This window comes from Moritella sp. JT01 (genome assembly GCF_001574435.1).
Taxonomy (GTDB): Bacteria; Pseudomonadota; Gammaproteobacteria; order Enterobacterales; family Moritellaceae; genus Moritella.
On sequence record NZ_LOCN01000003.1, the window covers coordinates 118,360 to 137,830 of the forward strand.

Sequence of the window (19,471 nt, forward strand, 5' to 3'; positions counted from 1 at the left end):
GAATGTGTTCATCTTTTTAATTTTCGGTTTTACTTCAACGTCTGATATTCTGTGATTGATTGACACACCGTCCATGCTTTGTGAGGCACTGACTCATTTTACGCGCCTATATTATTTATAAACATTCGCCAGTTGGTATCAATGTTCCTTCGTAAATCTTAAAAGAACTATTGGAACTTGCCTGCTGATATTGAATGCAGGCATCACCAGTATCATTTGAGTCTTCAAGGTTGATGATAGTCGTACCAATGTATTTACCAAGACGAACTTCAAATCCTTCTAGGGTTACGATTTTGTTTATATCTTCAGGCGTGCCATAAGGGTATGAATAAAAAAGATTAACGACTTCGCCATTGATCTTAACGGTACTTCGTTCTAATTTATTGACACCGTCTAACTGAGCTCTATAGTGAACGAGATTAGCCGCGCTATTTAATGCCCCACTTGCTGCATGTAGTGATACATCTTTAGCATCGTCTTGTATATTTATAAACTTAGGCACAGCAGCTGCGGCTAATATGCCTAATACAATAATGACGATAACTAATTCGAGTAGCGTAAAGCCTTGGTTTCTCATTTTATTAATTGGTTACAGCCAATAAGACTTTGGTTCTGGCATAAAGTCGCTGGTATCAGACATATTTCTAATTTCACCTTTAGCATTTTCTTGCTCTGGCTTTTTTGTAAGTTCTTTTTTAGTTTCTTCTAGTTTCTTACCGTCATCATAGACGATATCACTTGAATCAATTTGTTGTGAGCCTAAAGCGTCAACGCTAATTGGTTGATCTTCTATGGCATCTTCAACTATTGCAGGCGCTAACGCTTGAATATGACTCATTGGCTGGTTCATTGGTAGGTTCATTGGCAGGTTGGAATGGGAGCTGCAACCTTGATTTAACAGACAAAGAAAGATGACTAATTTTAAATGTTTCATTATTGCCTCGTGGAACCATTGCTTTGTAATAAGGTGTTATTAATTTAATCTACTTGGGTTTTTAGTAGCGTCATTACTGTCATGAATTGTGTAATGGCAAGGAGGCCATTCTTTCCTTGTTTTTTAGGCTTTGCTGCTGGTTCTGCTTTATCTTCAGGTTCGGGAGTGTAGCCGAAACTGCTACAACCTTGAAGTGACACGCACAGTAAAATCATTAAAACTATCTTGTTCATAACCACTCCGTTGATTTAATTACTAAAAGAAAACAGCATTTTATGGGCTTTTGTTGAATTTTAGATAAAGAAAAGCCCATTGAATCAAACCATTCAATGGGCTGCGACACTTAGGAGGGTGCCGTTCTAACTTGCGTTTGGTGGAGTCGGGGGGAGTTGAACCCCCGTCCGAAAAACCTACATCCGCGGTACTACATGTTTAGTCATCTCTATTGATTTAACTTTTTATTAAGCCGAGTGACAGGCCGAACAAAAGCGTGCTCGATTGGTTTTAGCACTTTCTCTACGAGCGAAGAGTCCATGCGATCCCGATATTTAATGACCATACAATATTAGAGACCCTCGGGCAGGGTTCTAAATGATGGCTAGCTAGCCTAAGCTGCTAGAGAGTAGTTAGAGTCGTTTGCAACTATAACAGTGCGGCTTTTTACGAGGCCAACCGCCCCTCGACATGCACCTAGGGTTTCGTGAATCTCGTCGAATCCTAAATCGACCCCAGAACTAAAATTCTACGCGAATAGTGTAGAATTGCAACAAATTAACGAACTTTGTGCTTCATCATTCGTTCTTTGTCTATTTTCCATTCACGATCTTTCACATCTGAACGTTTATCGTGCTCTTTCTTACCTTTAGCAAGACCTATGTTGATTTTTACCCAAGCTTGCTTCCAGTACATTGACGTTGCAACAATAGTATAACCCTGACGTTCTACTTTACTTGCTAGTACTTCTAATTCACGCTTGTTTAATAATAACTTACGAATACGTGTCGGGTTACAAACTACGTGTGTAGACGCGGCGTCGAGTGGCATGATCTGCGCACCAGACATAAATGCTTCACCGTTTTTAATAAACACATAACTTTCGGTAATATTTACTTTACCGGCACGTAATGATTTAACTTCCCAACCTTGGAGTTCTAGCCCTGCTTCCAAGCGATCTTCGATTGTATATTCGAAACTAGCCGTTTTATTTCTCGCGATGGTGTTTTCGCTTTTTTTTGGTTTTTTCTTAGCCATAATTTATCTTTATGCACCCATCATTGACGGAATTTAATGTTATAAATCTTATAACAAAATCGAATTTTATCCTAGTACTAGTCTTACTTTACGCGGAATAACAAATGAATTTTATACAGATAAATGCTAAAGTTGCCTACTTATTACTACTGGCAGAGAGATATTGAGCCATTAGTAAGCGATTTAATTTTTTGATTGTTGTTTTCAATATAGGGACACGTATGCCACGGATAACGCGCAGCGCACTGTTAATGTATAGCGCTGACCAAATGTTTAATTTAGTAAACGATGTTAATGCATACCCAGATTTTTTACCAGGTTGTACTGGTACTCGCATTTTAGATGAACATGATAATCAAATGACAGCGGCTGTTGTTGTTGCTAAAGCTGGTATTAGCAAAACATTCACCACCAAGAATACCTTGATACCAGGGCAAGAAGTCAAAATGGACCTCGTTAATGGACCGTTTAAAAAACTTACTGGTGGTTGGACGTTTAAAGCGTTAGATGAAACAGCATGTAAAGTAACGTTGGATTTAGAGTTTGTATTTAGCAGTAAATTAGTGGAAGTTGCGTTTGGGCGTATTTTCACTGACTTAGTGAATAACATGGTGCAATCTTTTACAGAGCGTGCAAAAGAGGTTTATGGTGTCGACCAAAATTAATGTAGACGTTATTTATGCATTACCGAAAGAACAAATTACCTTTACGGTAAGTTTAGAACAAGGCTCGACAGCACAACAAGCGATTGAAGCATCGGGTATATTAGTCAAATATCCGGAGATTGAGCTAAACAAAAATAAATTAGGTATCTATAGTCGTTTAATCAAACTAGATACTGTGGTTGAAGATGGTGAACGTGTTGAGATATATAGGCCGTTAACTGCCGACCCTAAAGAGATGCGTAAACGCCGGGCTGAAAAAGCCAAAGAAGATGGGCGAATTCACGAAAAGACTGGCCAAAAAATAAGATAGATAATAATAATCACAACTTAGTTTAGGTTGTGATTTTTATTATCAAGCACTGCTCGTTCTTAATTTATCTATCAAGTGGCGTTGAAAAATTAGGGCTCAGCGGATAGTCACCAACCACCGTTTTCAATTTATCACTTTCAAAGGTTAATACCAGTTGCTTACTTGTTACTTCACCACGGCCTGTTTTGAAGCGATATAAGTAATTCCAAACATCATGGTCGAACGAATCAACGAGCATTGGAGTACCAAGTACAAAAGTAACTTGCTCTTTAGTCATATCAACACGTAATTTTTCTACTTGATTATCTTCAACATAATTACCTTGTGGGATATCAATTTTATAAACTAGTTTTTCAAGAATTGAGCAGCCCGATAAACTGAAGATGGCCAAGCCTGCAATAAGTAAGTGTTTTAAGCGCATAAGTATTTTGCTAATTAAGTCCATATAGATAGGTAAATAGTAACTCGGCTGGCGAGTGAAGTAAATCGATGTATTTAGTCGGCTTACTTAGGGTTTAGCCAATTAGAAGACAAAAGCAGGAATTAGTTCCCGCATTGTCTTTACTGTGAGAGGTTAAACTAACATTTCTGCGGCATTACTTAACGTCGACGCGGTGATCTTGTCTCCACCGAGTAAACGCGCTAACTCTTCAATACGTTTTTCTTGGCTTAAGGGCTTCATGAAGGTTTCGGTAGTTTTCCCATCCGTGGTTTTACTTACAAACATTTGTTGATGACCTTTGGATGCGACTTGCGGTAAATGAGTTACGCACATAACTTGGGTTTTATTGCCTAGTTGACGTAATAGTTTACCAACAATGGATGCCGTTTTGCCTGAGATACCCACATCCACTTCATCAAATATTAACGTTGGCGTTGATATTTTTTGTGCCGTTATTACTTGGATCGCTAAGCTAATACGTGACAATTCACCACCTGATGCCACTTTACCTAGCGCTTGTAATGGTTGTCCTGGATTCGTTGAAACTAAGAAATTAATATTATCCAAGCCTTGTGGATTTGGTGTTTTATGTTCATAACTTTCAAGGGTTATTTCAAAACAACCATTTTCCATACTCAGTTCATGCATGCTTGCCGTGATCAGCTTATTTAGCTGTTTTGCGTATTTTTGACGACTCGATGATAGTTTTGTGGCTTGTTGATGATATGTAGCTTCGGATTCTTGTAGCTCGAGTTTGATACTTTCAATGCGTTCATCGTCACCCGCAATATTTTCTAATTCAGCTTTTAACATTTGGTGGTGTGTTGCGAGTTGATCGGCAGGTACTTGATGTTTACGTGCCAATTCTAAGGCCTTACCTAAACGTTCATCAAGGTATTCAAACTGTTCTGGGTTGCGGTCAAGATTATCTGTGTAACTGCGCAGTTCATTACCAGCTTCTTCGGCCAGCACCACCGCTTCTTGTAAGGTATCCGTGATTGACTTTAATTTCGGGTCCATGTCTAACAAGTTTTCTAAACGCTGAGTTACTATTTGCAACATGCTGCAGATGGTATTGTCTTCATTCTCATACAATGTGTCTAAACTCGTCATGCACTCTTGGACTAATTCAGTGCTGTTGGCTAACAGTTTATGTTCAGCTTCAATCTGGCTATATTCACCATCAGCTAATGCAAAATCGTTAAGTTCTGACACTTGATATTGTAATAGCTGTTGTCTCGCGGCTCGTTGTTGCTGATTTTGTAATAGCTTTCTTTCTTCATTCGCTAAATTGTGCCAAGTGCGGTAACTATCACGGACACTGGCCTGTAATTTTGTATGGCTGGCATAGCCATCAAGGATCGATAATTGGATCTCTGGTTTTAATAAAGCTTGGTGTGCATGCTGTCCATGTACCTGAACCAAAAATTGAGACAGTGCTTTAAGTTGTTGTAATGGGACGGGGACACCGTTGATATAGCCTTTAGAGCGGCCTTCTGCAGTGATAACACGGCGCAGGATACATTCATCTTCATTATTTAATTCGTGCTCGGCTAACCATTTGTAGGCGAGGGAACTTGCTTCTACGGTAAAAATCGCGCTGATTTCCGCTTTTTTCTCCCCGGGCCTTACTGTACTGGCATCGGCACGAGAACCTAAAGCGAGACCTAATGCATCAATTGCAATGGATTTACCGGCACCGGTTTCGCCTGTAACCGTCGTCATTCCTGACTTCAGTTCAAGTTCTAAAAATTTAACGATAGCAAAATTATGAATAGTGAGTTGCGTAAGCATACTGTACCCTGTGTATTTTATCAGGCTGGTTTTATATACAGTATATATACACTAACCTATAAGTGTAAATACTTTGCTTTTAGTTGAGGGGTTTATTTTCAATTTGTGATCAAGATACAGGGACGTGTAAGGATCAGGCTTAACATTGAGTTAAGCCTTTATAGCGCTGCGTTCAGACTAAAATAATTTACTACCCCAGCCTAATTTCTCACGTAAAACATTAAAATAATCATAGCTTTTTGGGTGGATCAAATTGAGATTGTTTTTATCTCGTTTGATGATGATTTCATCACCAGGAAGCACACCAATGTGGACGTGACCGTCACAACTGACCATCATATTTTCTTCATTATTTAAAGAAACAACTAATCTAATCGTACTATTGGCGTTGATGACAATAGGGCGGCTTGACAGCGTATGAGGGAACATCGCCATTAATGTGATTGCTTCTAGGCTTGGCGATAGGATTGGCCCTCCGGCAGATAATGAATAAGCGGTTGAGCCTGTTGGTGTTGAAACTAATAGGCCGTCGGCACGTTGGCTAAGCATAAAGCTATTATCAATATAGACTTCAAACTCTATCATAGCGGGGATCTTACCTGGGTGTAAGATGGTTTCATTGAAGGCCAAGTTGGTTGCTTTTAACATCCCGTAGCGATAAATCGAAGTATTTAATAAAATACGTTTTTCCGAGATGTAATCGCCTTGAAGTACGCCCAATAATTGCTCATCAAAGGCTTCAGGATCAAGATCGGTCAGGAAACCTAAATTACCCCGGTTAACCCCGATAACGGCAATATCAAAACGAGATAATACGCGACCTGCGCCAAGCATGTTGCCGTCACCACCCACCACAATGGCAAGGTCAGCTTCTTCACCTAAGTCCATCAGTGGCCGTGATGCGATATTATCCATGTCTAGGTCTTGCGATACACGGCTATCAACAATAACCTTGTATTTGTGTTCGGTTAAAAAATTGTGCAGGGCAATAAGGGTTTTGGTTGTTTCTGGGTGTTTGGGTTTTCCGATTAACCCGATGGTTTTGAATTCTCTCTTCATTGCCTTGATTCCACTAAGTAAGTATGGGGTCAGTATATACTCAAGCCACTTCAAGATTCAAAGTATAAAAGCGATCTAAATGTCGCTTAGTTAATAATTTATAGTGGGCGATTTAGAACTATTTTTACCATAGGGTGTAACTAGGGATGAATTTGACTTGAATCTCGTGTTAGGATCCCCATTATATTTCGGTATAAACCATTAATTGTAATATAGCGTACTAATTATAGAGTATGCTGAATCTAATGTCGGAGAAAGTAATGAGCAGCGAAGAGCAAAAAGTACAGGCTGAAAAGAAAGTTGAAGAGCAGTTAGTTACAGAAACTGAAGCACAGCCTGTAGTTGAAGATGTTACAGTTGAAGAGGTTGTTGTTGAAGACGCAACTGTGGAAGTTGATGAGTCTGTAGCACGCATCGCTGCATTAGAAGCTGAACTAGCGAAAGCAACTGCATCAGCAGCTGAATTTAAAGATACTGCATTACGTGCGAAAGCGGATGCTGATAACATTCGTCGCCGTGCTGCGATTGATGTTGATAAAGCAAAGAAATTCGCGCTAGAAAAGTTTGCTAATGAATTACTGCCTGTTATTGATAACATGGAACGTGGTCTGTTACATGTTGATAAAACAAATGAAGCATTACTACCATTGATTGAAGGTATTGAGCTAACGGCTAAATCACTGGAAGCTGCATTAGAAAAATTTGGGGTTAAATCTGTTAACCCTGAAGGTGAAAAATTCAACCCTGAGTTACATCAGGCAATGAGCATGATCGAAAGTGCTGATGTTGAACCAAATACAGTGATTACTGTGATGCAAAAAGGTTATGAACTAAATGGTCGTCTAATTCGTCCTGCTATGGTTATGATCTCAAAAGCTGCAGCAACACCAACACCAACACCAACAATTGATACGCAAGCTTAATTGTCGATATAAGTAAGAATCGAATGAAAATAGAGCCGTTTGGCTCTATTTTTTTATCTGCTTTTTATGTTCGCTAGTATGGTGAGCCATGGTATTAACCAGCAGGATAGAATGCACCTAAAATGGCTAAGCGACTTGCGCCTGTGACCGCCGGTAAATTACCCGGCAGTTTATGGATATGTTGTTTCGCTAACCAAGCAAACGCAATCGCTTCAACCCAATCAGGATCAATGCCTATCTCTGTGGTCGTCATTACAGGTGTGATTGGTAATAATTGTGCTAAATCTGCCATTAATAATGGATTGGCCGCGCCGCCACCACAAATGTACACTTCATTCGTTATATTCACGTTATCACTTTTATTCACGACACCACTTTTGTTCCCGATACTATTATGCATCAATTTAGTGACTTCATTGGCAATAGAAACGGCGGTAAAACGCGTTAATGTACGTTGTACATCGGCATCTGAATATGACAGCGGATGTTTATCTGAAATAGTATCTAAACTGTTATTTAATGCTTTATTTAAATAGGGTTGCAGCCAAGCTAAGTTAAATAACTCTCGACCTGTGCTTTTCGGCGGGCTTAACGCAAAAAATTTATGTTGTAATAATGACGTCAGTAAAGACTCGATAACAACCCCAGATTTTGCCCATTGGCCATCTTCATCGTAGCTTTTGAGGCTGTTATTTTTAGTTCTATTGTTTTTAGCAGTAAACCAGGCGTCGAGTAGGGTATTCCCCGGACCTGTATCATAGCCAATAATGGATTTATTCTGCTGCAAACTGGGTAAATAGGTAATATTGGCTAAGCCGCCGATGTTAATTATGGCTCGGGTGATCGTGGCATGCTGAAAAACGGCTTGATGGAACGCCGGAACCAATGGCGCACCTTGACCGCCAAGGGCCATATCTTTGCGTCTAAAGTCAGCGACGGTATCAATATTGGTTAAGGCGGCAAGGATATTAGCATCACCGATTTGTAAGGTGAAGCCATGCTCGGGGTGGTGACGTACCGTTTGACCATGAGAACCAATCGCAGTGATGTCTTTGGCGGTATACTGTGTTTTAGCCAGCAATTGCTCGCAAGCAAGCGCAAAGGTTTCAGCAAGCGGTTGCTCGATGGTGGCAAGTGTGCTTATTTCATTGTCGTTAGGACGACACAATTGATGCAGTTGAGTCGTTAGCTTCGCAGGCATAGCTTGTAAGTGCTGGGCAATAAGTTGGCACTTGCCCTGCTCAAATGCGACTAAGGCAGCATCAATACCATCAATGCTGGTTCCAGACATCAGTCCGATATATAACTCACGCTTGTTTGGCATTGTTGCTCCCTAAAATCAGCCGTTTATCTTTATTGTGCGATTAAACTGTATAATTTCGCATTATTTTCCAATTGCTCTATGATGCCTTTCGCTTCGGAGACAAACTTAGTCTTTTCACTACCGCGTAATGACTCTGCTTTTGGTAGTGACACTGTTTTTGGATTTTTGTGCTTACCATTCACTAAAAATTCATAATGTAAATGGGGGCCCGTTACGCGACCAGTCGCACCAACCGTACCAATTTTTTGATTCTGTTTAACCCGCTGTCCTTGTTTGACACTGCGCTTATTCATGTGCAGGTATTTAGTGACAATATTAGCGTTATGCTTAATAAAGACGTAATTACCGTTAAAGCGATTATAAGCAGATGCGATAACTTTACCGTCACCCGCAGATACAATCGGGGTACCTGTTCTAGCGGCGTAATCAATACCATTATGCGCACGTATTCTGCCTGTTACTGGATGACGGCGATTACGGTTAAAACTAGAGCTGATATATTTAAAGTTTACCGGAGCGCGTAAGAAGGCTTTACGCATAGAGCGTCCTGACGGGGTATAGTAGCTGCCATCTTTATGGCGTACAGCTTGAAATTTATCACCTTGGTTGATGAACTCTGCGGCAAGGATATTACCTGTAGAAACAAAATCACCATCAATATATTGTTCTTCATAAATTACTGCAAAACTGTCGCCCGCTCGAATATCGAGGGCGAAATCGATATCCCAACCAAATATTGTGGCTAGGTTCATGATTTGTTTTGCAGGCATCTTACCTTTAACACCAGCATTCCAGAAGTTACTGGTGATCTCTGCGCGCGTAAATGTTTCTCTGACTTCTATTTTATTTTTAACGGTGTTAGTTGTGTAACCATCAGCTGTTTTATTAATGTGCAACGATTCAGTGGCGCTGTAAGGGTAAATAAGCTCAACAAATTGGCCATCATTATTCGTTGTGATGGTTAGTTTTTGCCCAGGGTAGATACTGCGTAAGCGTTTTGCCGATGACAGTTTGTCTATTTCATAGATGGTTTTTGTCGATAAATGGCTACGTTGACCAATTAACGATAGGTTATCACCCGCGCGAACGATAATTTCCTCACTGGTTAATCGCGATTGAACTGGCTTACTTTGTGTCGAGGTAATGCGAGGTAATTTTAAACTATAGCGGTCACCAACTTGGTAGATATAAAAAGAGTCGGCATCTGATGATAGTGGTGCGCTGGTGGATACTGGGAGTAACAGCAGTGTAATGATCAAACCAAAGATAATTAGAATGAAGGTTCGGTGCTGTTTTGGTAATTGCTTAAAACGGTTACCGAATGACATAAGAGAGCACAACCTTGTGGCAATTAAAAAATAAGTTACATATTCTAACAAATACTAAGGTCTGTGCAAAAAAATTATCACCAAATTAACGGTATTGCCTCAGTGCAATGGTTTTCAATTGTGATGCTATCCAGTAGTATAGAGTTATTATATTTAGGTAATAAGTGTGGAGCTTAATATTATGACGCAAATCAATGATGCGTTACGTGAAATCAAACGTGGTACAGAAGAAATCCTAGTTGAAGAAGAATTAGTAGCAAAACTGAAAGAAGGTCGTCCGCTAAGAATTAAATTAGGTGCTGATCCAACAGGTGCTGATCTACATTTAGGCCATACTGTTATCTTAAACAAGTTACGTCAATTCCAAGATCTTGGTCATGAAGTTATCTTCTTGATTGGTGACTTCACTGCAACCGTGGGAGACCCGTCAGGTAAAAACTCGACACGTCCACCACTCACACGTGAAGAAGTATTGGCCAATGCAAAAACGTATACAGATCAAGTATTCAAAATTTTAGATGAATCAAAAACACGCATTGAATTTAACTCTACGTGGTTAAACGAATTAGGTGCAGCGGGCATGATCCGTTTAGCGTCGCAACAAACAGTTGCACGTATGCTAGAACGTGATGATTTCAAAAAGCGCTATGCGTCAAATCAAGGTATCGCGATCCACGAATTTATGTACCCATTATTACAAGGTTATGATTCAGTTGCGCTGAAATCGGATGTTGAACTTGGCGGTACAGATCAAAAATTCAACCTATTAATGGGTCGTGAATTACAAAAAGCAGAAGGTCAAAAACCACAAACGGTTATCATGATGCCACTACTTGTTGGTCTTGATGGCGTGAAAAAAATGTCTAAATCAGCGAACAACTATATTGGTGTAACAGATGCACCGAACGAGATGTTCGGTAAGATCATGTCGATCACTGATGAATTGATGTGGAATTACTTCGAATTATTATCATTCCGTCCATTAGCTGAAATTGAAAAATTTAAAGCTGATATCGCGGCAGATGCGGTTAATCCACGTGATGTTAAAATTTCATTAGCAAAAGAAATCATTGCCCGTTTTCACGATGAAGCGGCAGCAGAAAGCGCACATAATGATTTCACGCAGCGTTTTTCAAAAAATGCGATCCCAGATGAAATGCCAGAGTTTGATTTTGCAGTAAGTGATGCAATCGCAATTGCTAACTTATTAAAAGAGGCTGGTTTAGTATCAGGGACATCGGAAGCGATGCGTATGATCAAGCAGGGAGCTGTTAAGATTGATGGTGAAAAAGTAGAAGATACACGTCTTGTACCGACTGCTGGTACAGCCGTATACCAAGTTGGTAAACGTAAGTTTGCACGTATTACACTTGGTTAACTGCTGATAAATAATTTAAGCCCGTTATGATGATTGTTATAACGGGCTTTTTAGTTTTAGGCTGCTAGCAGATGTAATTTACGAACGGTGGTGTTTTAAAACAAACATAGGTAATCTTAAATGCCAATGCACTGCAGCCATTCGGAGTGTAAATACCCCTGTCATGGCGAGTAACATTGCTAAACCTTCAGTTATGCCAATGAGTAGTGCGCCAGTATAAACGAGGCCTCCCAAGACAGATGCCGTCGCATAGATATCTTTTTGTAATACCATAGGCACGCGACTGGCTAACAGGTCTCTAATAATACCGCCTGCAACACCGGTGATCACACCCATCACCACTGCTGTCATCCCCGGGGCGCCATAAGCTAAGGCTTTCTGCGTACCCAGTACGGTGAATAAGGCTAAGCCTGCTGCATCGGCAAGGGGTAATAATATTGGCGGCATGCGATGATTACGGTTAGCAAACAAAATGGTTAACATAGACGTCAGAATAATAACGGTGAGGTAAACGGGGTCGTGCACCCAGAATGCAGGGCCTACATTTAAGATGGCATCACGTATTGTGCCACCTCCAATCGCGGTTACCGCAGCCAATACTGTTGCGCCAAATGGGTCCATGCGCATCTGTCCAGCAACTTGTACGCCTGATATTGCAAAAACGGCGGTACCCGCTAAATCGAGTAAATAAATCATATCCATGTTCATCATCAGTAAACTTATTAATCCTTTCTCTATATCCAAACTACTTCAAGATGTTATATCAGAGACTAGCTTGGGTATATTTGTCCATAATTAAGAAGAGCAGAGTATACGGATAGAGAAAACGATTTCTTTTAGCTATATCGAAGTTCTAACAAATAAAGTTGCTAATATAAATAAAATTTGAATTATTAATGATGCGATTCTGAATATTATCTTTCAGATGAAATTGAGCGGGAAGTGAGTAAAAGAGGGTTATATGTAGGCATAAAAAAACAGCATAGAGAAGTTTTCGTCTATCTTATAATCAAGCGTTATAAAACAATAAACTTTTCCATGCTGTTTTTGGTATTTTAAACTATAGGCTAGCGATTGATGGTAAAACACCACTTGTGATAGCTAAAGTAGTTAAAACAGTAAAAACGGCTATAAATTCTTTCATGATAATGTCCTTGGTGTTAATGGATTGAGTACATTATGCACACATTTTATTCATTTGGCTAGCTATTTATAAGAAAAGTGTAACTTTTAATGCTTTGAGCTCTCGATGGTACTGAAGTGCTGATTAGTGTGTGTATTGATGTTTTTATCCGTGTTGGCTATTGTGGTTAAGCGTATTTTTGCTGTTGAGCGTTTTAATTAGCATGTAAAAGTGCAGTTTTAGCCATCACGATCATAACTTTACTTGTATTGGCTGGAATGTGCGTAAAGTAGTTCGTTAAGTCGAGTTTTAAGACCCGTTGTTAATGAACAATCAAAGGTCTCAATAATCAGATTAAATGTGTTTAATGGTTTGAATAGGGTGAAGTGTCGTCATATTCGTATTACAATAGTGGCATTATGATTGTAAACATTGTCGGCGCTGTAAAATGCAGTAATGTCATGATAATGAATTGATTGAAAGGCTATAAGCATTATGAGTAATATGATCCCAATGACTGCACGTGGTGCAGAAAACTTACGTATCGAATTAGAACATTTAAAAACGGTTCGTCGACCTGAAATTGTAAGTTCGATTGCGGTAGCGCGTGAGCACGGCGATTTGAAAGAAAACGCGGAATACCATGCGGCACGTGAAGAGCAAGGTTTCTGTGAAGGTCGCGTTCAAGATATCGAATGGAAACTGTCTAATTGTCAGATTATTGATGTGACAAAAATAGCAAATAATGGTCGTGTTATTTTTGGTTGTACAGTTAAAATTTATAATACTGAAACAGAAGAAGAGATCACTTATAATCTTGTCGGTGATGATGAAGCTAATATTAAAGAAAATCGTATTTCAATTAACTCACCAATTGCACGTGGTTTAGTGGGTAAAAGTGTCGATGATGTAGCGATGGTGACGACACCGGGCGGCGCGATTGAATTTGAAATTGTATCGGTAGAATATATCTAACTATCGACACACTGCATGAAAATACAGACACGAATTATGGTGTACTGTGACCCAGTTTTAACACTGGGTATAGTCGAGCTGGGATTCCTTGCCCAGCTGGATACTCATAAAGCTATTATTTTCTTGGCAGTATGATTTTCTTTTCATCACTTGTACGATAAATAACCAATGTGTGGCCAATACTTTGTACTTTTTCTGCGTTAGCTTCTTTTACAATGGTATCCATTACTAATGCTTTTTGGTCACGGTCTTCTGACGCAACTTTAATTTTGATTAATTCATGATGTGCTAGCGCTACTTCAATTTCAGCCATTACACCTTCTGTTAAGCCGTGTTGGCCTAGTAAGATGACAGGTTTTAATGAGTGTGCTAAACCTTTTAGGTGTTGCTTTTGCTTGTTGCTTAATGCCATATTTTAAATTTCTTATTACTTAGGGTTGAAAAAGAGTAATTTTAGCTTCATCTTCATCTTAATACCATGCCATTATGGCAATGGTTTAAAAAAATATTATTAACAGGCTTTCAGATGACCCCGACACCGAAGAAAAAAAGTACCCAAAAGGGCAGTTCAAAGAATTGGCTGCAGGAGCATCATAACGATAAATACGTGAAAGATGCGAAGAAACAAGGGTTGCGTTCACGTGCGACTTTTAAGCTTGAAGAAATTCAAGAAAAAGATAAATTATTAAAACCGGGTATGAATATTGTTGACCTTGGCGCTGCTCCTGGAGGTTGGTCACAATATGCGGTTAAGCAATTAGGTGATAGAGGTCGTGTTATTGCTTGTGATATTTTAGCCATGGATCCAATTGCAGGTGTCGATTTTTTGCAAGGTGATTTTCGAGATGAGAAAGTACTATCAACATTACTGGCTAAAGTAGGCGATGGTCAGATTGACGTTGTTATCTCTGATATGGCACCCAATATGAGTGGTAATATTGGCGTTGATCAACCTGCTTCAATGTATTTGGTCGAGCTTGCTCTTGAAATGTGTCGTGAAGTGCTTAAACCAAATGGCAGTTTTGTGGTCAAAGTCTTTCAAGGTTCAGGCTTTGAGCAATTCATGAAAGATGTACGTAGTTTGTTTACTGTAGTTAAAACCAGAAAACCGGATTCATCACGTGCTCGTTCACGCGAAGTTTTCATTGTTGCGACAGGTTATAAAGGCTAAATTATTGTGACCTGTGACAAAAGATAATATCACTGCTGCTATTGAAGAATAAAATCTAGATTTGTCATCAATTAACATTTAATTATTTTAATAAATAGCCAAGTCTTGATATATTTGAGTAGACAGTAGAGAATATCTAAAGGGTTCTGCAACCTTGCATTTTAATTGTAAGGACCACAGGATTAAAATTTAAAATGTAAGTTGTTGTTAAACTGTCTATATTTAGAATATATTGAGTATATCAACTGTTTTTTTTCAGGGAACTTAAGACCCGGAGAGGCTAGATTTTGAGTGATATGGCAAAAAATCTGATTTTATGGCTGGTTATTGCAGTCGTGTTAATGTCAGTATTTCAGAGTTTCGGACCAAATGAGAGTTCAAGTAATCAGTTAGATTACAGTTCATTTGTGCAACAAGTTAGAAATAAACAAGTTAACGAAGTTAAGATCAACGGACGTACTATCCGTGGTGTTAGCCAAGGTGGACAGAAGTTCGTTACTTTCTTACCAGCGGAAGATCCACAGCTATTAAATGATCTGCTAAACAATAACGTTAAAGTATTTGGTGAGCCTGAAGAAGAAGCAAGTTTATTAACTTCTATCTTCATCTCTTGGTTCCCAATGCTATTACTGATCGGTGTTTGGGTATTCTTTATGCGTCAAATGCAAGGTGGCGGTGGTAAAGGTGCTATGTCATTCGGCAAAAGTAAAGCACGCTTAATGAGTGAAGACCAAATTAAAACGACGTTTGCTGATGTTGCAGGCTGTGATGAAGCAAAAGAAGAAGTTGCTGAATTGGTTGATTACTTAAAAGACCCAAGTCGTTTCCAGAAACTTGGTGGTAAAATCCCAACCGGTATCTTATTAGTTGGTTCACCAGGTACAGGTAAAACATTACTTGCTAAAGCGATTGCTGGTGAAGCAAAAGTACCATTTTTCACTATTTCAGGTTCTGACTTCGTTGAAATGTTTGTGGGTGTGGGTGCATCTCGTGTGCGTGACATGTTTGAACAAGCGAAAAAATCATCACCTTGTATCATCTTTATCGATGAAATCGATGCAGTAGGCCGCAAACGTGGCTCTGGCATGGGTGGCGGTCATGATGAGCGTGAGCAAACGCTAAACCAAATGTTAGTTGAAATGGATGGTTTTGAAGGTAATGAAGGTGTCATTGTTATTGCTGCGACCAACCGTCCAGACGTACTTGATCCTGCATTATTACGTCCTGGTCGTTTTGACCGTCAAGTAACTGTAGGTCTACCAGATATCCGTGGTCGTGAACAGATCTTGAAAGTACATATGCGTAAAGTGCCAATCAGCGATGATGTTGAAACTGTACTTATTGCGCGTGGTACACCGGGTTTCTCTGGTGCCGAGCTGGCTAACTTAGTGAATGAAGCTGCACTATTTGCTGCACGTCATAATAAACGTACAGTATCTATGGCCGAATTTGAAAAAGCCAAAGATAAGATCCTCATGGGTGCCGAGCGTAAGAGCATGGTCATGAGCGAAGAAGAGAAAACGATGACTGCTTATCATGAAGCTGGTCACGCTATTGTCGGTCGTTTAGTACCGGATCATGATCCTGTTTATAAAGTCAGTATCATTCCTCGTGGTCGTGCATTAGGTGTGACTATGTACTTACCTGAACAAGATCGCCTTAGTCACTCGAAACGTCATTTAGAAAGCATGATTTCAAGCCTTTACGGTGGTCGTATTGCTGAAGAGATTATCTTTGGTAAAGACTGCGTATCAACAGGCGCATCAAATGATATTGAACGTGCTACGGATATTTCTCGTAAAATGGTCACGCAATGGGGTCTATCTGAAAAATTAGGGCCAATGAAATTTGCTGATGAGCAAGGTGAAATTTTCCTTGGTGGTGGCGGCGCTCAGCAGGCAAGTATGTCTGATGATACCGCTAAGATGATTGATGATGAAATTCGTTATTTAGTTGAAAGTAACTATAAACGTGCGCATCAGCTATTATCGGACAATATGGATATTCTTCATTCAATGAAAGATGCATTGATGAAGTATGAAACGATTGATGCCAAGCAAATTGATGATCTTATGGCGCGTGTTGAAGTACGTGCACCTGCAGATTGGGGTGACGGCTATGGGAAAATGGATAGCGATACAGCCAAAGACGTGAAAAAAGAAACTAAAGCTGATAGTGAAGAAGATAGTGAAAAAGAAAATGATAAAAAAGATACAGATTAAGCTTCGCTTACTCAGTATTACTTTATAGCTATTAATTCATGATAGAATAAACCTCGAGTGTAACTCGGGGTTTTTTTTTAGGGATAGAACGATAATGCAGTTAAACTTAGTGACCAATAGCAGTCGTGTTAAAATACTCGATCTTAGTCAACCTGTAGTAATGGGCATTTTAAATGTCACACCGGACTCATTTTCTGATGGCGGTCAGTATTACGCTTTAGATACTGCCTTTAAACAAGCACAAAAAATGGTCGCCGATGGCGCTAAGATTATTGATATTGGCGGTGAATCTACGCGTCCTGGTGCCAGTGCTGTTAGTTTAGAAGAAGAGCTTGCCCGTGTTATTCCTATTATTAAACGCGTATCAACACAGCTCGATGTTGTCATTTCTATCGATACCAGTAAAGCACAAGTGATGCGTGAAGCAATTGCTGCGGGTGCGCACATTATTAATGATGTGAGAGCGTTGCAGCAAGAAGGTGCACTACAAGCTGCGGCAGAACTTGCTGTGCCTGTATGTATTATGCACATGCAAGGCCAGCCAAGTACCATGCAAGACGCACCTAATTACCAAGATGTCACCGCTGAAGTCGTGGCATTTTTACAACAGCGTATTGCTGATTGTGTTAATGCAGGCATTAAACGTGACAATATTATTCTCGATCCCGGTTTTGGTTTTGGTAAGACGTTAGAACAAAATTACCAATTACTGGCTGATACGCGAGTATTTCATCAATTTGGTTTACCTGTGTTGATCGGTGTGTCTCGAAAGTCGATGATAGGTAATTTATTACAGTGTGATGAGTCCCAGCGATTAGCGGGTAGTCTTGCTTGTGCAACTGCTGCTGCAATCGATGGTGCGCAAATATTACGTGTGCATGATGTGCGAGAAACTGCGGATGTTTTAGCTGTTGTGGCACAGCTTGCTAAGCACGCTTTAAATAATAAACAATAACGAACATGATGAATTTTAAGTAACGGTTTTAATTTAAAATAGGTTGGTTGAATTTATTTTTCGACTAATAATAGAAGATATTAGGGATTAAATATGTCAAGAAAGTATTTTGGTACCGATGGTATTCGTGGTCTTGTAGGTAAAGCGCCAATCACACCTGAGTTCGCACTTAAACTGGGCTGGGCTGCAGGTAAGGTACTTGCAAAACAGGGGACAAGGAAAGTACTGATTGGTAAAGATACCCGTATTTCTGGTTATATGCTGGAATGTGCTTTAGAAGCGGGTTTATCTGCGGCGGGGCTTGATGTCGCATTTATGGGGCCAATGCCGACGCCAGCTGTAGCCTATTTAACGCGTACATTCCGTGCAGAAGCGGGTATTGTGATCAGTGCATCACACAATCCATATCACGATAACGGCATTAAGTTCTTTTCTGCAAATGGTACTAAGCTAGCGGATGATGTTGAACTGGCAATTGAAGCGCAATTAGAAAAAGAACTAACCTGCGTTGAGTCAGCTGAATTAGGTAAAGCAGTACGTATTGATGATGCAGCGGGTCGTTATATTGAATATTGTAAAAGTACTTTCCCATCACGCGCAAGTTTAAAAGGCCTTAAAATTGTACTCGATTGTGCGCATGGTGCCACTTACCATATCGCACCAAGCGTATTTAGAGAATTAGGCGCAGAGATAATTACTATCGGTGTTGAGCCTAATGGCTTGAACATTAATGATGGTTGTGGGGCAACGGCGCCTGAAGCATTGGCTGCACGTGTACTTGCTGAAAAAGCTGATCTTGGTGTCGCTTATGATGGTGATGGCGACCGTCTGATGATGGTCGATCATACTGGTTATGTTATTGATGGCGATGAAATTCTTTACATTATTGCACGTGATGCGCTGCGCAAAGGTGAATTAAAAGGCGGTGTTGTTGGTACATTAATGGCGAACATGGGCTTAGAGCTAGCGCTTAAGTCTCTGGGTATTCCATTTGCACGTAGTGCGGTTGGCGATCGCTATGTGGTTGAAATGCTACTTGAAAAAGGTTGGCGTATAGGTGGTGAAAATTCAGGCCATATTATTTCTCTGGATCACACCACAACAGGTGACGGCATTGTATCAAGCCTATTAGTATTAGCGGCATTGGTTAATAGTGGATTAACGCTGAAAGAATTACGCTCTGGTATGAGTAAATTCCCACAAGTATTAGTGAATGTTCGTTTTAGTGGTGATTCAGATCCACTATTAGCGGAGTCAGTACAACAGTCGGTAGCCGATGTTGAACAAGAACTCGCCGATCGTGGTCGTGTATTGTTGCGTAAATCAGGTACTGAGCCACTTATCCGAGTAATGGTCGAAGGTGAAGATGAAGCGCATGTATTAGCACTTGCCAATAAAATTGCAGATGCCGTAAAAGCCACGTTTTAAACTTGCGTAAACAGGGTGATTTAAGGCGTATTAATATACGGCAACTGGTGTTGTTTTGTGCTAAAGCCTTTTATTCATTGTTTTTTTAATAATCAGCTTGCAACTAAGGTGGAGGTTAGATAATATCTCCTCCGCTTTACCACTTAATATTATTTAGTTATAAAGTGACTATATGATTTAAGTGTCCCT

20 protein-coding genes and 1 other RNA gene are annotated in these 19,471 nt (G+C 39.9%); 9 read left to right on the forward strand and 12 right to left on the reverse strand.

Annotated elements, in window-relative coordinates; all coding sequences use genetic code 11:
* Positions 1 to 115: 115 nt before the first annotated feature.
* The 5 genes from AKG98_RS22910 to smpB form a co-directional block, all read right to left on the reverse strand.
* On the reverse strand, positions 116 to 577 hold the full coding sequence (locus tag AKG98_RS22910) for a type II secretion system protein (RefSeq protein WP_067041352.1): 462 nt from the start codon (positions 575 to 577) through the stop codon (positions 116 to 118).
* 12 nt (positions 578 to 589) lie between these two features.
* Complete coding sequence (locus tag AKG98_RS03285; RefSeq protein WP_228140196.1) at positions 590 to 850, reverse strand: hypothetical protein; 261 nt, start codon at positions 848 to 850, stop codon at positions 590 to 592.
* Positions 851 to 978: 128 nt separating this feature from the next.
* Positions 979 to 1,167 (reverse strand): hypothetical protein, encoded by a 189-nt coding sequence (locus tag AKG98_RS03290; protein WP_067041358.1) that lies wholly within the window; start codon positions 1,165 to 1,167, stop codon positions 979 to 981.
* 138 nt (positions 1,168 to 1,305) lie between these two features.
* Positions 1,306 to 1,664, reverse strand: a transfer-messenger RNA (tmRNA) gene (gene ssrA / locus AKG98_RS03295).
* Between the two features lie 41 nt (positions 1,665 to 1,705).
* Positions 1,706 to 2,185, reverse strand: coding sequence for an SsrA-binding protein SmpB (gene smpB, locus AKG98_RS03300; RefSeq protein ID WP_067041362.1), 480 nt, complete (start codon positions 2,183 to 2,185; stop codon positions 1,706 to 1,708).
* A gap of 221 nt (positions 2,186 to 2,406) precedes the next feature.
* Here smpB and AKG98_RS03305 point away from each other — a divergent pair, with 221 nt between their 5' ends.
* Together AKG98_RS03305 and AKG98_RS03310 are read left to right on the forward strand one after the other, a co-directional pair.
* Positions 2,407 to 2,850 (forward strand): SRPBCC family protein, encoded by a 444-nt coding sequence (locus AKG98_RS03305; protein WP_067041365.1) that lies wholly within the window; start codon positions 2,407 to 2,409, stop codon positions 2,848 to 2,850.
* A complete protein-coding gene (locus AKG98_RS03310) occupies positions 2,831 to 3,160 on the forward strand; it encodes an RnfH family protein (protein WP_067041368.1) in 330 nt (109 codons plus the stop codon). Before AKG98_RS03305 ends, AKG98_RS03310 begins: the two co-directional genes overlap by 20 nt.
* A gap of 64 nt (positions 3,161 to 3,224) precedes the next feature.
* On the opposite strand, the gene bamE is transcribed toward AKG98_RS03310, so the two are convergent.
* The 3 genes from bamE to nadK all read right to left on the reverse strand — a co-directional run bounded on the left by bamE (position 3,225) and on the right by nadK (position 6,455).
* A complete protein-coding gene (bamE, locus tag AKG98_RS03315) occupies positions 3,225 to 3,581 on the reverse strand; it encodes an outer membrane protein assembly factor BamE (protein ID WP_067041371.1) in 357 nt (118 codons plus the stop codon).
* 153 nt (positions 3,582 to 3,734) lie between these two features.
* Positions 3,735 to 5,396: a DNA repair protein RecN gene (gene recN, locus AKG98_RS03320; RefSeq protein WP_067041374.1), complete on the reverse strand. Its 1,662-nt coding sequence runs from the start codon at positions 5,394 to 5,396 to the stop codon at positions 3,735 to 3,737.
* Positions 5,397 to 5,573: 177 nt separating this feature from the next.
* Complete coding sequence (gene nadK, locus AKG98_RS03325) at positions 5,574 to 6,455, reverse strand: NAD(+) kinase (protein ID WP_067041376.1); 882 nt, start codon at positions 6,453 to 6,455, stop codon at positions 5,574 to 5,576.
* Positions 6,456 to 6,715: 260 nt separating this feature from the next.
* Between nadK and grpE the strand changes: the two genes are divergently transcribed.
* On the forward strand, positions 6,716 to 7,378 hold the full coding sequence (grpE, locus tag AKG98_RS03330) for a nucleotide exchange factor GrpE (protein WP_067041379.1): 663 nt from the start codon (positions 6,716 to 6,718) through the stop codon (positions 7,376 to 7,378).
* Positions 7,379 to 7,472: 94 nt separating this feature from the next.
* Here grpE and AKG98_RS03335 read toward each other — a convergent pair whose 3' ends face one another.
* Together AKG98_RS03335 and AKG98_RS03340 are read right to left on the reverse strand one after the other, a co-directional pair.
* The gene (locus tag AKG98_RS03335; RefSeq protein WP_067041383.1) at positions 7,473 to 8,702 is read right to left on the reverse strand and encodes an anhydro-N-acetylmuramic acid kinase; all 1,230 of its coding nucleotides are present in this window, start codon (positions 8,700 to 8,702) and stop codon (positions 7,473 to 7,475) included.
* A 29-nt stretch (positions 8,703 to 8,731) separates the two neighbouring features.
* Positions 8,732 to 10,030, reverse strand: coding sequence for a peptidoglycan DD-metalloendopeptidase family protein (locus AKG98_RS03340; RefSeq protein WP_067041386.1), 1,299 nt, complete (start codon positions 10,028 to 10,030; stop codon positions 8,732 to 8,734).
* 181 nt (positions 10,031 to 10,211) lie between these two features.
* Here AKG98_RS03340 and tyrS point away from each other — a divergent pair, with 181 nt between their 5' ends.
* Complete coding sequence (gene tyrS / locus AKG98_RS03345) at positions 10,212 to 11,408, forward strand: tyrosine--tRNA ligase (protein WP_067041511.1); 1,197 nt, start codon at positions 10,212 to 10,214, stop codon at positions 11,406 to 11,408.
* A 78-nt stretch (positions 11,409 to 11,486) separates the two neighbouring features.
* Here tyrS and AKG98_RS03350 read toward each other — a convergent pair whose 3' ends face one another.
* Complete coding sequence (locus tag AKG98_RS03350) at positions 11,487 to 12,110, reverse strand: trimeric intracellular cation channel family protein (protein ID WP_067041389.1); 624 nt, start codon at positions 12,108 to 12,110, stop codon at positions 11,487 to 11,489.
* Positions 12,111 to 13,026: 916 nt separating this feature from the next.
* Between AKG98_RS03350 and greA the strand changes: the two genes are divergently transcribed.
* Positions 13,027 to 13,506: a transcription elongation factor GreA gene (gene greA / locus AKG98_RS03355; RefSeq protein WP_067041392.1), complete on the forward strand. Its 480-nt coding sequence runs from the start codon at positions 13,027 to 13,029 to the stop codon at positions 13,504 to 13,506.
* Between the two features lie 115 nt (positions 13,507 to 13,621).
* On the opposite strand, the gene yhbY is transcribed toward greA, so the two are convergent.
* Positions 13,622 to 13,918, reverse strand: coding sequence for a ribosome assembly RNA-binding protein YhbY (gene yhbY / locus AKG98_RS03360; protein WP_045111680.1), 297 nt, complete (start codon positions 13,916 to 13,918; stop codon positions 13,622 to 13,624).
* A 114-nt stretch (positions 13,919 to 14,032) separates the two neighbouring features.
* Between yhbY and rlmE the strand changes: the two genes are divergently transcribed.
* The 4 genes from rlmE (at position 14,033) to glmM (ending at position 19,282) form a co-directional block, all read left to right on the forward strand.
* Positions 14,033 to 14,677: a 23S rRNA (uridine(2552)-2'-O)-methyltransferase RlmE gene (gene rlmE, locus AKG98_RS03365; RefSeq protein ID WP_067041514.1), complete on the forward strand. Its 645-nt coding sequence runs from the start codon at positions 14,033 to 14,035 to the stop codon at positions 14,675 to 14,677.
* A 296-nt stretch (positions 14,678 to 14,973) separates the two neighbouring features.
* Positions 14,974 to 16,899 carry an ATP-dependent zinc metalloprotease FtsH gene (gene ftsH / locus AKG98_RS03370; protein ID WP_083543874.1) on the forward strand — a complete coding sequence of 642 codons (1,926 nt, stop codon included), beginning with the start codon at positions 14,974 to 14,976 and terminating at the stop codon, positions 16,897 to 16,899.
* 94 nt (positions 16,900 to 16,993) lie between these two features.
* Entirely contained in the window at positions 16,994 to 17,854 is an 861-nt protein-coding gene (gene folP / locus AKG98_RS03375; RefSeq protein WP_067041398.1) for a dihydropteroate synthase, read from the forward strand.
* A gap of 93 nt (positions 17,855 to 17,947) precedes the next feature.
* Positions 17,948 to 19,282 (forward strand): phosphoglucosamine mutase, encoded by a 1,335-nt coding sequence (glmM, locus tag AKG98_RS03380; RefSeq protein WP_067041400.1) that lies wholly within the window; start codon positions 17,948 to 17,950, stop codon positions 19,280 to 19,282.
* Positions 19,283 to 19,471: the final 189 nt, after the last annotated feature.